At 69.3% G+C, this 11,841-nt stretch carries 13 protein-coding genes; 10 read left to right on the plus strand and 3 right to left on the minus strand.

Features of this window, described 5'->3' with window-relative positions; all coding sequences use genetic code 11:
- Window positions 1-365 precede the first annotated feature (365 nt).
- From NO345_RS07380 to NO345_RS07405, 6 genes are all read left to right on the plus strand, one after another.
- Window positions 366-794, plus strand: a complete 429-nt coding sequence (locus tag NO345_RS07380) for a 30S ribosomal protein S12 (protein ID WP_089733776.1) — start codon at window positions 366-368, stop codon at window positions 792-794.
- Between the two features lie 2 nt (window positions 795-796).
- Window positions 797-1,411, plus strand: a complete 615-nt coding sequence (locus NO345_RS07385) for a 30S ribosomal protein S7 (RefSeq protein WP_256297912.1) — start codon at window positions 797-799, stop codon at window positions 1,409-1,411.
- A gap of 96 nt (window positions 1,412-1,507) precedes the next feature.
- On the plus strand, window positions 1,508-2,833 hold the full coding sequence (locus NO345_RS07390; protein ID WP_256297914.1) for a PQQ-dependent sugar dehydrogenase: 1,326 nt from the start codon (window positions 1,508-1,510) through the stop codon (window positions 2,831-2,833).
- Window positions 2,834-2,905: 72 nt separating this feature from the next.
- Window positions 2,906-3,559 (plus strand): biotin transporter BioY, encoded by a 654-nt coding sequence (locus NO345_RS07395; RefSeq protein ID WP_256297916.1) that lies wholly within the window; start codon window positions 2,906-2,908, stop codon window positions 3,557-3,559.
- Window positions 3,556-4,257, plus strand: a complete 702-nt coding sequence (locus tag NO345_RS07400; RefSeq protein ID WP_256297918.1) for an energy-coupling factor ABC transporter ATP-binding protein — start codon at window positions 3,556-3,558, stop codon at window positions 4,255-4,257. The genes NO345_RS07395 and NO345_RS07400 overlap by 4 nt, the downstream gene beginning before the upstream one ends.
- A complete protein-coding gene (locus tag NO345_RS07405) occupies window positions 4,254-4,979 on the plus strand; it encodes an energy-coupling factor transporter transmembrane component T family protein (RefSeq protein ID WP_256297920.1) in 726 nt (241 codons plus the stop codon). The genes NO345_RS07400 and NO345_RS07405 overlap by 4 nt, the downstream gene beginning before the upstream one ends.
- Before the next feature lie 8 nt (window positions 4,980-4,987).
- On the opposite strand, the gene fer is transcribed toward NO345_RS07405, so the two are convergent.
- Window positions 4,988-5,629, minus strand: coding sequence for a ferredoxin Fer (gene fer / locus NO345_RS07410; protein ID WP_256297922.1), 642 nt, complete (start codon window positions 5,627-5,629; stop codon window positions 4,988-4,990).
- Window positions 5,630-5,857: 228 nt separating this feature from the next.
- On the minus strand, window positions 5,858-6,610 hold the full coding sequence (locus NO345_RS07415; protein ID WP_256297924.1) for a DUF5781 family protein: 753 nt from the start codon (window positions 6,608-6,610) through the stop codon (window positions 5,858-5,860).
- Window positions 6,611-6,829: 219 nt separating this feature from the next.
- Between NO345_RS07415 and NO345_RS07420 the strand changes: the two genes are divergently transcribed.
- Window positions 6,830-9,019: an elongation factor EF-2 gene (locus NO345_RS07420; protein ID WP_256297926.1), complete on the plus strand. Its 2,190-nt coding sequence runs from the start codon at window positions 6,830-6,832 to the stop codon at window positions 9,017-9,019.
- A gap of 475 nt (window positions 9,020-9,494) precedes the next feature.
- Window positions 9,495-9,950, plus strand: a complete 456-nt coding sequence (locus NO345_RS07425) for a hypothetical protein (RefSeq protein WP_256297928.1) — start codon at window positions 9,495-9,497, stop codon at window positions 9,948-9,950.
- Here the strand turns inward: NO345_RS07425 and NO345_RS07430 are convergent.
- Window positions 9,926-10,147: a hypothetical protein gene (locus NO345_RS07430; RefSeq protein ID WP_256297930.1), complete on the minus strand. Its 222-nt coding sequence runs from the start codon at window positions 10,145-10,147 to the stop codon at window positions 9,926-9,928. The two genes, NO345_RS07425 and NO345_RS07430, sit on opposite strands and share 25 nt — an antisense overlap.
- 171 nt (window positions 10,148-10,318) lie before the next feature.
- Between NO345_RS07430 and NO345_RS07435 the strand changes: the two genes are divergently transcribed.
- Together NO345_RS07435 and NO345_RS07440 are read left to right on the plus strand one after the other, a co-directional pair.
- The gene (locus NO345_RS07435; protein ID WP_256297932.1) at window positions 10,319-10,849 is read left to right on the plus strand and encodes an amino acid-binding protein; all 531 of its coding nucleotides are present in this window, start codon (window positions 10,319-10,321) and stop codon (window positions 10,847-10,849) included.
- The gene (locus NO345_RS07440; RefSeq protein WP_256297934.1) at window positions 10,846-11,790 is read left to right on the plus strand and encodes a homoserine dehydrogenase; all 945 of its coding nucleotides are present in this window, start codon (window positions 10,846-10,848) and stop codon (window positions 11,788-11,790) included. The genes NO345_RS07435 and NO345_RS07440 overlap by 4 nt, the downstream gene beginning before the upstream one ends.
- Window positions 11,791-11,841 lie beyond the last annotated feature (51 nt).

Below are 11,841 nucleotides of genomic sequence, written 5' to 3' on the forward strand. Positions count from 1 at the left end.
GCGAGGAGCACAGCGAGTCGCAGGAGGCGAGCGGCCGGGGGCTTTCTGGCTGTTCTTGACACAAGCGAGTCCCACGACCGAGGGGGCGTTCAGAGTTCTCGAATCACCAGTGCAGCCACCAACAGAGTACCGACCACATCACGAGAATACAGACAGCACACCAACCAGCACACCCGAACACACCAAAACGCCAAACGAACGGGTCTGCGAACAGCTTTCGAGATAAGGAGCGCGCAGAGCGCGTAACTCGAACCCCCGAAACGGCCTCAGATTCCTCCTTCGACCCCTCTCGCGCTCGCTGGGGCCGTAACTCGCGGGTGCAAAAGGGTGCGCTTAAGTGCCTCCGTAAGATACCGACTGGTACTATGGCGAACGGCAAATACGCCGCGCGCAAGCTCAAGAAGGACCGCCAGAACCACCGGTGGTCCGACTCCGAGTACGCTCGACGCGAGCGCGGACTCCGCAAGAAGTCCGACCCGCTCGAGGGCGCGCCCCAGGGTCGAGGTATCGTGCTGGAGAAGGTCGGCATCGAGGCGAAGCAGCCGAACTCCGCGATTCGGAAGTGCGTCCGTGTCCAGCTGATCAAGAACGGCAAGCAGGTCACGGCGTTCTGCCCGGGCGACGGTGCCATCTCGTTCATCGACGAGCACGACGAGGTCACCATCGCCGGCATCGGTGGGGCGAAGGGTCGCGCGATGGGCGACCTCTCCGGCGTGAACTACAAGGTCGAGAAGGTCAACGGCGTCGCGATGCTCGAACTCGTCCGCGGGAACGCGGAGAAGCCGGTGCGCTAACCATGTCTGCCGAAGACACACCCGAGCCGGACAAGCCGGCGGGCACGGACGACGAGGGCGCACGCGCCCAGCTGTTCGGCACGTGGGACGTGACCGATATCGAGTACAACGACCCCTCCACCGAGCGCTACATCTCGGTGACGCCGGTCGCGCACACGATGGGTCGGCACTCCTCGAAGCAGTTCAAGAAGTCCGAGATCTCCATCGTCGAGCGGCTCATCAACCGCCTGATGCAGACCGAGGAGAACACGGGCAAGAAGCAGAAGGCGATCCAGATCGTCCGCGAGGGCTTCGAACAGATCCACGAGCGCACCGACGAGAACCCCATCCAGGTGCTCGTCACCGCCGTCGAGAACGCGGCCCCGCGCGAGGAGACCGTCCGCCTGAAGTACGGTGGCATCTCGGTCCCGAAGGCCGTCGACGTCGCGCCGCAGCGTCGCGTCGACCAGGCCCTGCTGTTCCTGGCCGACGGCACCTACAAGGACTCGTTCAAGACGCCGACGTCCGCCGCCGAGGCGCTGGCCAACCAGCTCGTCGGCGCGGCGAACTACGACGTCCAGACGTACGCCATCAGCCAGAAGGAAGAGAAGGAACGCGTCGCGGCCGCGGCACGCTAACGTTCTCTCTATCTCCCGTTCTCAACCTGTCCGGAGCCGTCGGCTCGCCGGTCGGATAGCACGAAGTATTTACCTGTCCTGTCGATAGCACGTGGTATGGCATCGAACCCTCCATCCCGCCGCCAGTTCCTCGCGGCGGCCGCGGCGGCCGGGCTGGCCGGCTGTCTCTCGGACGTCACCGGCACCGACGGTACACCCACCGACCCACCCACGTCGGCGTACGACCCGACGGTCGACGACGCCGAGTGGCCCCGGTACGACGAGGACTGGGACGCGCCGACGGACTCGCCGCTCGACTACGAGTACGAGACGGAGGTACTGGTCGAGAACCTCGAGATCCCGTGGGACATCTCCTTCACGGGCGAGGACGAGCTGTTCCTGACCGAACGCACCGGCACCATCCGGCGGTTCGAGTCGGGCGACGTGGTCGACGTGGTCGAGCCCGAGGAGGCCATCGACGCGGGGGCCATCGACGACCCGAGCGAGCAGACCTGGTGGGTCGAGGGCGGGGAGGGTGGCCTGCTCGGCGTCGCGGCGCACCCGGACTACCCGGAGCCGCCGCTGGTGTACGCGTACTACACGTATCAGGAGGACGGCACCGCCAAGAACAAGGTTTCGTCGTTCGACGCCTCGGCCGAGGACCCGCAGTCGACGGTGACGCCCATCGTCGAGGGCATCCCGGGTGAGACGTACCACGACGGCGGCCGCATCGCGTTCGGACCGGAGGGGAACCTCTGGATCACGACCGGTGACGCGGGGACGGCCTCGCGCAGCCAGAACATGGACTCGCTCGGCGGGAAGGTGCTCCGCGTCACGGCCTCGGGCGACCCGGTCGACGGCAACGCCGAGGGCGGCGACGCGCGGATCTTCTCGCTGGGCCACCGCAACCCCCAGACGATCACGTGGCTGCCGGACGCGACGCCGGTCGCGGCCGAGCACGGCCAGACCGCCCAGGACGAGGTGAACCTGCTCTCGCCCGGCTGGAACGGCGGCTGGCCCGAGGCCCGGACCGCCGACGAGTACCCCGGCAGCGACTACAACCGGCCTGTCGCCCATACGGGGACGTCCACGTGGGCCCCGAGCGGCGGCGTCTTCTACACCGGCGACAGCGTCCCCGGTCTGCAGAACCGCCTGCTCCTCGGCGGGCTCCACAGCCAGCGCATCAACGTCGTCACGCTCTCGCCGCCGGACGCCGACCTGCCGCCCGCGGCGAACGGACGGCGGCACGATGCGGACTGGATGGACAACGGCTACGTGGCCACCTCGCACCACCTGTTCGAGGACGAGTTCGGCCGCATCCGTCACGTCGAGCAGGGGCCGGACGGCGACCTCTACTTCATCACCTGCAACCGCGACGGCCGCGCCGAGGGGGACTTCCCCAAGGAGAACGGCGACCGACTCGTTCGCGTGCGGCAGGTCTGAGCTGTCGGTTCGCTGGTTCTCCACCGTTCGTAAACCGGTACGCTATTACCGGTTGACGGGCATTCGAGGCGTATGTCCGACTCGCACGAATCGGTCGACCTCGTCGCCGACGAGACCGTCGAGCGGCTCGCACTGGCGGCGGTCGTCGCGGCGCTGACCGCCGCGCTCGCACAGGTGTCGATCCCCGTGCCGGGGCTGCCCGCGCCGGTGTCCTTCCAGCCGTTCGGGGTGTACGCCGCCGGGCTGTTGCTCGGCGCGCGCTGGGGCGGGTTCTCGATGCTGCTGTACCTGCTCACCGGCGCGGCCGGCGTGCCGGTGTTCTCGGACGGCGGTGCGGGGCTCGGCTACGCCCTCGGCCCGACGGGCGGCTACCTCGTCGGCTACGTCGTCGCGGCAGTGGTCATCGGGCTGGTCGCCCACGGTGGGCTCGACGCGGAGCGGCCGTCGGCGGTGCCGACGTGGCGGCAGTCCCTCGCGCTGTTCGTCGGCATCGCCGTCATCTACGCGCTGGGGGTGCCCTGGCTCGCGGAGACGACGGAGTACTCGCTGTCGGCGTCGATGGCGGTCCCGCTCGACGTGCCGTTCGTCGGGCTGTCGGGGCCGACGGTGACGATGCCGGAGGCGGTCGTCGTCGGGGCGGCCGTCTTCCTGCCCGGTGACGTGCTGAAGATCGCGGCGACGCTGGGCGTCGTCCGGTCCGGCCAACTCGACGCGCTCGCCGAATGATCCGCGTCGAGAACCTCTCGCACAGCTACGGCGACACGCAGGTGCTCGACGGCGTGTCGACGACCGTCGACGACGGCGCGTTCGTCCTCCTCGTCGGCGCGAACGGCAGCGGGAAGACGACGCTCGTCCGGCAGTGCAACGGCCTGCTCGAACCCGACGCCGGCCGGGTGCTCGTCGACGGCACGCCCGTCCACGAGGACCTCGTGCGCGCCCGGACCCGCGTCGGGATGGTGTTCCAGCACCCCCGCGACCAGCTCGTCGCCGCGACCGTCGGCGCGGACGTGGCGTTCGGGCCGGAGAACCTCGGTCTGGACCGCGAGACGGTCGACGCCCGGGTCGCGGACGCCCTCGACGCCGTCGGGATGGCCGGCCGCGAGGACGAACGCGTCGACGAGCTCTCCGGCGGCGAGGAGGCCCGGGTCGCAATCGCCGGCGCGCTGGCCATGGAGCCTGCGCACCTGATACTCGACGAACCGCTCGCCGGGCTGGACGCGACCGGCCGCGAGTCCGTCCGATCCCGGCTCGAGGCCCTGCACGCCGACGGGGCGAGTGTCGTCGTCGTCACGCACGACCTGCGCGAGTGGTTCACCATCGCGGACCGCGTCGTCGCACTCGACGACGGGCGCATCGTCGCGGACGGCCCACCCGAGACCGTGCGCGATGCGCTGGCGGACGTGGCCGTGGACGTCCCGGAATGATCCGCTACACGCCCGGCGGGACGCTCGCCCACCGCCTCGACGCGCGCTCGAAGCTCCTGTTCCAGTTCGGCTTCGCCCTCGCCGCGTTCGCGAGCCCGACGCCGCGCTGGCTCGCCGCGACGGCGGTCGTCGCGGGGCTCACGCTCGTCGCGTCGCGCACCTCGCCCGTCACCGTCGTCCGCACCTACTGGTTCGTGTTCGTGCTCCTGTTCAGCGGTCCGGCGCTCGACCTCGTCGCGCTCTCGCCACCCCGACTCACCCCCGGGCGGGCGGTCGCCCCGACGCTCGACGTTGGTCGGGTCGCCCTCGTGCTGTTCGTCGGCGCGGCGTACGTCCGCACGACGCCAATCCGCGAGACGCGGGCGACCATCCAGCGGTACGTCCCCGGGAAGCCCGGTCGCCTGCTCGGCGTCGGCGTCGCGCTCACCGCCCGGTTCCTGCCGGTGCTCCGCCGGGACCTGCTCGCGACCCGGACCGCGATGCGTGCCCGCCTCGGCGGCCAGCGCCCGGTGACCGACCGGCTGGGACGCCTCGGCCGCGTCGGGCTCGCGCGGGCGTTCGAGCGCGCCGACCACCTGACGCTGGCGCTCCGTGCACGCTGTTTCTCGTGGCAGCCGACGCCACCGACGTTCCGGTTCACCCCTGCCGACGCGGTCGTCTCGCTCGCCGGCGTCGGGCTGGCGGCGGCGGGGCTGGCGGTCACGCTCGGCCTGTGGCCCTGAGAAGCGAGTCAGCTCGTCCGCGACGGCAGCTGGAGCTCCTCCAGCCCCGGCAGGTCCTTCACGTTGTAGACCACCTGCAGGTCGTCGCTCACCGGCGTCCCGATGCAGGAGAGCTGGATGCCCTGCGCGACGAGCTCGTCGGAGAGGACGTTGTCGACGGTCATCTCCAGCTCGCCGCCGACGACCAGCACCGCGCAGTTCGCACACGCCCCGCCGCGACAGGAGAACGGCCAGTCGAACCCCGCGCCCTCGGCGGCCTCGAGCAGGTAGTCGCCGGGCTCGACCGTCAGTTCCCCGTACGCGTCGTCGTCGAGGCCCGCCCGCCGCGCCTTCCGGAACAGCTCGTCGTCGCCGAGCTCCCAGCCGTTCGCCACGACGGCCTCGTAGTCGAGGTACTCGACGTGCACGTTCGGGTCCGGCTCCGGGGCGGACTCCGCCGCGGTCGCCGGCTCGTCGGTCCCGTTCGTCTCGTACCAGCTCTCCGCGGTCCCCTCGACGATGGTCTCGTAGGCCGACTGCACCAGCTGGAACTCGCGCGCGGACCCACCCTGGTCCGGGTGGACCTCCTTCACCCGACGCCGGTACGCCTGATGCACCGTCTCCTCGTCGGCGTCGCGGTCGACCTGCAACACGTCGAAGGGCGAGGGCACGCGTACCGCTAGCGATATCAGCGTAATAAGTCTCTCCCACTCAGCAAGGTCTGCTGACTGGTCGGTGGGTCTGCGACTCGGTGAATCGGACGGTCTGGAAGCACCGTCAGCCGTGGGAACCGCTTCTGTCACGGGTAGCCAGGAAGCCCCGATGGTAGTGAGACACTCTGGGACCACACACAGCCAGGACGCCCCCGTCGGCTCGACTCCCGCGGGTCGCTGCGGTCCTCAGTCCGCGGCCTGCTGTCCGCCCAGCGCGAACGCGCGGGTGACGTCGACGAGCGCCTTGCGGTACTCGCTCTCGGTCGGGTCGTCGACGAGCGAGACGAACCGCTCCTTGAACTGGTCGAGGCCCACGTCGGGGGCATCACTGGCGGCGGCGGCGGCGAGGTCGTACAGCCGGTGGTCGGGGCCGGCGAGGTCGTGCCGCTCGACGAGCGCGAGCGCGAAGGCGGCGTTGACCGCGGTGATGTCCGGGTCGGAACCGGGGTTCGCGGGGACGAGACCGCCGCGGAAGGGCCTGGGCTGGTCGGCGACCGCGGCGGCGAGCCCGGACTCGAGGAAGGACACCAGCTTGTCGGCCGAGGCGACGCGCATCGTGATGTCGTCGGCGTAGATGTCCTTCATGTGGTTGGCGATCTGGTAGCACTGCGCGACCTTGTGGCGCTCGACGCTGTTGCCGGCGAGTCCGAGGAACAGCGCCTCCTCGGTCGACTGGGTGTGCGACGGGTGGGATTCCTCGTAGCGGACCATGTGGGCGAACTCGTGGAGCGCGAGCTCGCGGGCCATCGCGCTCGTGGCCGCCCGCTTCGAGATGTTGAGGACGTGGTGGTCGTCGTAGTGACCCGTCCACGTTCGCTCGTCGGGGTTCTCCCTGACGTGGACCCGGACCGGCAGGTCGAGGTCGCACTCGGTCTCGAAGACGTCCCTGGCGCTGAGAAACGGGGCGGTCGGTCCGCCGTCCTGCACGCGAACCTCCATGTACACCAGTATCACGTTTCTCAGGGGCATGAGCGTTGCGGCTGTGTTACGAGTTGCCGTGACCGTCCCGTTCCGGTGCCCGTTCGTTTCACCGTCGTGGACCGTGTGTACAGTTGTCGCACGAACGTCCGAATCGTGGGCCAACGACCGGCTATTCGTGGGGTTCCGCCCCGACGGAAAACACTACCCTTTTGAACCTTGTGCCGGTATCAGGCATCAATGGGTAGACGCAAGAAGATCGTCGACGAGTGCGAGCGACTGATGGACGAGCCGGAGCAGATCCGGAACATCGCCATCGCCGCACACGTCGACCACGGCAAGACAACGCTCACAGACAACCTCCTCGCGGGCACGGGCATGATCGCCGACGAAGGCGAGGCGACCAAGCTCATGATGGACACCGAGGAGGACGAGCAGGAGCGTGGGATCACCATCGACGCGGCGAACGTCTCGATGACCCACGAGTACGACGACCAGAACCACCTCATCAACCTCATCGACACCCCCGGCCACGTCGACTTCGGTGGCGACGTCACCCGCGCGATGCGTGCGGTCGACGGTGCGCTCGTCGTCGTCGACGCCGTCGAGGGCGCGATGCCCCAGACGGAGACCGTCGTCCGGCAGGCCCTCCGCGAGGGCGTGAAGCCGGCGCTGTTCATCAACAAGGTCGACCGCCTCATCAGCGAGCTTCAGGAGGGGCCCCAGGAGATGCAGGAGCGCCTCCAGAAGGTCATCGCCGACGTGAACGAGCTCATCCGCGGGATGACCGAGGACATGGACGACGTCGACGACTGGACCGTCTCCGTCGAGGACGGCACCGTCGCGTTCGGCTCCGCCCTCTACATGTGGGGCGTCTCCGTCACCTCGATGCAGCGCACCGGGCTCGACTTCGGCGACATCATCGACATGGAGCGCAACGACCAGCGCCAGGAGCTCCACGAGAAGACGCCGCTCTCGAACGTCGTCCTCGACATGGTCGTCGAGCACTTCCCGAACCCCGTCGACGCCCAGCCCCGGCGTGTCCCGCGCATCTGGCGCGGCGACGACGACCTCGACATCGCAGAGCAGATGCGCCTCGTCGACGACGAGGGTGAGGTCGTCCTGATGGTCACCGACATCGGGATGGACCCCCACGCCGGCGAGATCGCGACCGGCCGCGTCTTCTCCGGGACCGTCGAGAAGGGCCAGGAGCTCTACGTCTCCGGGACCGCGGGCAAGAACCGCGTCCAGTCCGTCGGTATCTACATGGGCGGCGAGCGCGAGGAGGTCGAACACGTCCCGGCAGGCAACATCGCGGCCGTCACCGGTCTGCGCGACGCCATCGCCGGCTCCACCGTCTCCTCCGTGGAGATGACCCCGTTCGAGTCCATCGAGCACATCTCCGAGCCGGTCATCACGAAGTCCGTCGAGGCGAAGAGCATGGACGACCTGCCGAAGCTCATCGAGACGCTGCGTCAGGTCTCCAAGGAGGACCCGACGATCCAGATCGAGATCAACGAGGACACCGGCGAGCACCTCATCTCCGGGCAGGGCGAGCTCCACCTGGAGGTCATCACCCAGCGCATCGAGCGTAACCAGGGCATCCCGGTCACGACCGGTGAGCCCATCGTCGTCTACCGCGAGGCACCGCGCCAGGCGACCGAGGAGGTCGAGGGCATCTCGCCGAACCGCCACAACCGGTTCTACCTCACCCTCGAGCCGATGAGCGAGGATATCGTCGAGAAGATCCGCCTCGGCGAGGTCTCGATGGACATGCCCGAGCAGGAGCGCCGCGAGGCCCTCCAGGAGGCCGGCATGGACAAGGACTCCTCCCAGAACGTCGAGCACATCTACGGCACCAACATCCTGCTCGACGACACGAAGGGTATCCAGCACCTCAACGAGACGATGGAGCTCGTCATCGAGGGGCTCGAGGAGGCCCTCGAGGACGGCCCGCTCGCCGCGGAGCCCGTCCAGGGCGCACTCCTGCGCCTGAAGGACGCCCGCCTGCACGAGGACACCATCCACCGCGGTCCGGCACAGGTCATCCCGGCGGTCCGGAACGCCGTCCACCGTGCCCTCATCCACTCCGGCGTCGCGCTGCTGGAGCCGATGCAGGACGTCCGCATCGACGTGCCCAACGAGCACATGGGTGCGGCCTCCGGCGAGATCCAGGGCCGCCGTGGCCGCGTCGACGACATGTACCAGGAGGGCGACCTCATGGTCGTCGAGGGCATCGCGCCCGTCGACGAGATGATCGGCTTCTCCTCGGACATCCGCTCCGCGACCGAGGGCCGCGCCTCGTGGAACACCGAGAACGCCGGCTTCGAGTTCATGTCCGACTCGCTCCAGAAGGACAAGATCATGGAGATCCGCGAGCGCAAGGGCATGAAGCTGGAGCTGCCCGAGGGCGCGGACTACCTGAACTGAGGCTTCGCGTTCTTTCAGTTTCTTCTGCGGTTCTTTCGACCCGTTCGGGAGTGGCGAGACTGGGTGTCGGTTTCTGGGGTACTGGTGTCGCTGGAGACCGCAACAGCCAGAAAGTGCATTTTGCCACGGGAACTGGTTGAACCACGAACAGCCAGAAAGCCCCGAGCGTCTCGACTCCTGCGGCTCGTTGCGGTCCTCGTTCCTGCGGTCCTTACTTCGCCGAAGTTCGTCGAGACGCTCGCCCCTTTCAGTCCCGCCCGCCGCGACCGTACCGCACCTCACGCCTCCCCAGCCTCTTCGCTCGGTCGCAGGCTCCCTCGCTCATCCCTCGCGCGGATGGCTCGTGGCCTCGCTGGCGCTCGGCACACCCGCCAGCCGCGCGCCACCCGGCTGGTTCGGAAACCAACGGCCAGAACGACCCCGGCAGGCTCACTCAGGCCGGATGCTTATCAGGCACGACCCGGTGCTGTCACCAATGGAACGTCTGCCCTCCAGGCGACGACTGCTCGGGTCGGTCCCGGCCAGCGTCGTGCTGCTCGGCGGCTGTCTCGGCGGTTCGGACGAGGACGACAGTCCTCCGAACCTCGGCGCGGTCGAGCTCCGCAACAGCCACGACCGCGCCCACGATGTGCGGGTGACGGTGCTCGACGACGGCGAGACGGTGTACGAACGCACGGTTTCGCTCGATGCCGCGTCGGACGGCGAGGTGACGGGACGAGTGCTGACGGGCGGGTTCGACGCGGTCGCGGGCGGGCTCACCGTCGAGTACGCGGTCGACGGCGGCGAGAGGGAACGGGTTCGGACGGCCGAACTCGGCGAGGAGTCGTGTTACGTGCTGCTGATTCGAATCGGGGACGCCGGCGACGTCTCGACGTTCGCCACGACCGGGTACGAGTGCGCGACGACTCAGAACGGCAGGATGCGGTCGTAGAGGGCGTCGATGCGGTCGTTGATGGGGTCGGGCTGGCGCGAGCCCCACGGGTACCGGGAGAAGTAGTAGCCACAGGCGATGATGATACCGACGGTCTGGGCCAACGAGGCGGACGCGACGGGCGCGATTAGCAGGATGCCGGCGATGGCGAGCACGCTCGCGACCACGACCTCGACCATCTGGCGAGCGACGGACATACGCGAGGGTTCGGGCGACGGGTCAAGAAGCCACCGGACCCGGCCGTCGCGGGGTGTGACCGTGTCACGACGGCGGGACAGTGGTGAGACTTGCACGTGGCTGAAGGCTTATGTCCGCCCCGGCGAACAGCGTAGACATGAAGCGACGACGCCCGGTGTCGGGTGAGAGCGATGGCTGATGTCGCCGAGACGCGGCGCGCGTACACGGTCCGTCTGGAGCTCGTCGACGAGCCCGGCGAGCTGATGCGTGCCCTCCGGCCCATCGCGGAGAACGGCGGCAACCTCCTGTCGGTGTTCCACGAGCGCGGCAACCTGACACCGCGGGGGAACATCCCGGTCGAGGTGGACCTGGAGTGTTCGCCGGGCCGGTTCGACGACGTCGTGGCGGGGCTGCGCGACGCGGGCGTGACGGTGATACAGGCGGGCGAGGACGGCTACGCCGAGGAGGTGACGCTGCTGCTCGTCGGCCACCTCGTCGAGACCGACCTCTCGGACACGCTGGAGACGGTCGAGGGCTGCAGCGGCGCGTCGGTGACGGACTTCTCGCTCGACGCGCCGGCCGGCACGGACGAGCAGTCGAGCGCGCGTCTCCGGCTCGCGGTCGACCCGCCACAGGTCGACGAGGTGCTGTCGGTCGTCCGCGACGTGGCCGACCGGAAGGGGCTGCAGGTCGTGGAGCCGCTCGTGGAGGGTGGGCGATGAGACTGGCCGTCGTCGGTGCCGGCGCTGTCGGGCGCTCGGTCGTCGACCTGGCTGGCGAGTACGGTCACACGGTCACCGCGGTCGCCGATTCCACGGGTGCAGCTATCGACCCCGACGGACTCGACCCGGAGGCGGTGCTCTCGCGGAAGTCGACCCGGGGGAGCGTCGGCGGCGCGGACCCCGAGGACGCGCTCGCGGCCGAGTACGACGCACTCGTCGAGGCGACGCCGACGACGCTCGACGACGCGGAGCCGGGGTTCTCGCACGTCAGGGGGGCACTCGACCGGGACCGACACGTCGTGCTCGCGAACAAGGGACCGGTCGCGGAGCGCTACGGCGAGGTGCGCCGGCTCGAAGCCGAGAGCGAGGGCGAGGTGCTGTTCGAGGCGACCGTCGCCGGCGCGATCCCGGTGCTCGGCACCATCGCGGACTACGGCTCCGACCAGGTGACGGCGGCCCGGGGCGTGCTCAACGGGACGGCGAACTTCATCCTCTCGCGGATGGCCGCCGAGGGACTCGACTACGAGCACGTGCTCGCGGAGGCACAGGACCTCGGCGTCGCCGAGGCGGACCCGGCGTTCGACGTCGAGGGGACCGACGCCGCCCTCAAGTGCGTCATCCTCGCGAACGTCCTCGGCGACGAGGAGTACACGCTCGCCGACGCCGAGGTGTCCGGTATCGTCGACATCCCGCCGAGTGCGCTCTCGCTCGCACAGGCGGACGGCCGGACGGTCCGGCTCGTCGGCGAGGCGACGCCCGACGGCATCCGCGTCGGGCCACGCCTCGTCCCAATGGAGAGCCCACTCGCCGTGGGTGGCACCGAGAACATCGTCCAACTGGAGACGAACCACGCGGGCACGCTCGCGTTGCGCGGGCGCGGCGCTGGCGGCGACGAGACCGCGAGTGCGGTACTCGCGGACGTCGCGCGGCTGGACCGTTGAATCGCCGTCGGTGAGCGGGGGACCGTGTGTCGGTGTGACACAAACCGCAAG

This window comes from Haloarchaeobius salinus, from assembly GCF_024464185.1.
GTDB classification, from domain to species: domain Archaea; phylum Halobacteriota; class Halobacteria; order Halobacteriales; family Natrialbaceae; genus Haloarchaeobius; species Haloarchaeobius salinus.

What these genes read in the sequence shown, in the direction of transcription:
- NO345_RS07380 (WP_089733776.1), top strand. Translation starts at nt 366, where the DNA reads ATGGCGAACGGCAAATACGCCGCGCGCAAGCTCAAGAAGGACCGCCAG.
- NO345_RS07385 (WP_256297912.1), top strand. Translation starts at nt 797, where the DNA reads ATGTCTGCCGAAGACACACCCGAGCCGGACAAGCCGGCGGGCACGGAC.
- NO345_RS07390 (WP_256297914.1), top strand. Translation starts at nt 1,508, where the DNA reads ATGGCATCGAACCCTCCATCCCGCCGCCAGTTCCTCGCGGCGGCCGCG.
- NO345_RS07395 (WP_256297916.1), top strand. Translation starts at nt 2,906, where the DNA reads ATGTCCGACTCGCACGAATCGGTCGACCTCGTCGCCGACGAGACCGTC.
- NO345_RS07400 (WP_256297918.1), top strand. Translation starts at nt 3,556, where the DNA reads ATGATCCGCGTCGAGAACCTCTCGCACAGCTACGGCGACACGCAGGTG.
- NO345_RS07405 (WP_256297920.1), top strand. Translation starts at nt 4,254, where the DNA reads ATGATCCGCTACACGCCCGGCGGGACGCTCGCCCACCGCCTCGACGCG.
- NO345_RS07415 (WP_256297924.1), bottom strand. Translation starts at nt 6,610, where the DNA reads ATGGAGGTTCGCGTGCAGGACGGCGGACCGACCGCCCCGTTTCTCAGC.
- NO345_RS07420 (WP_256297926.1), top strand. Translation starts at nt 6,830, where the DNA reads ATGGGTAGACGCAAGAAGATCGTCGACGAGTGCGAGCGACTGATGGAC.
- NO345_RS07425 (WP_256297928.1), top strand. Translation starts at nt 9,495, where the DNA reads ATGGAACGTCTGCCCTCCAGGCGACGACTGCTCGGGTCGGTCCCGGCC.
- NO345_RS07430 (WP_256297930.1), bottom strand. Translation starts at nt 10,147, where the DNA reads ATGTCCGTCGCTCGCCAGATGGTCGAGGTCGTGGTCGCGAGCGTGCTC.
- NO345_RS07435 (WP_256297932.1), top strand. Translation starts at nt 10,319, where the DNA reads ATGGCTGATGTCGCCGAGACGCGGCGCGCGTACACGGTCCGTCTGGAG.
- NO345_RS07440 (WP_256297934.1), top strand. Translation starts at nt 10,846, where the DNA reads ATGAGACTGGCCGTCGTCGGTGCCGGCGCTGTCGGGCGCTCGGTCGTC.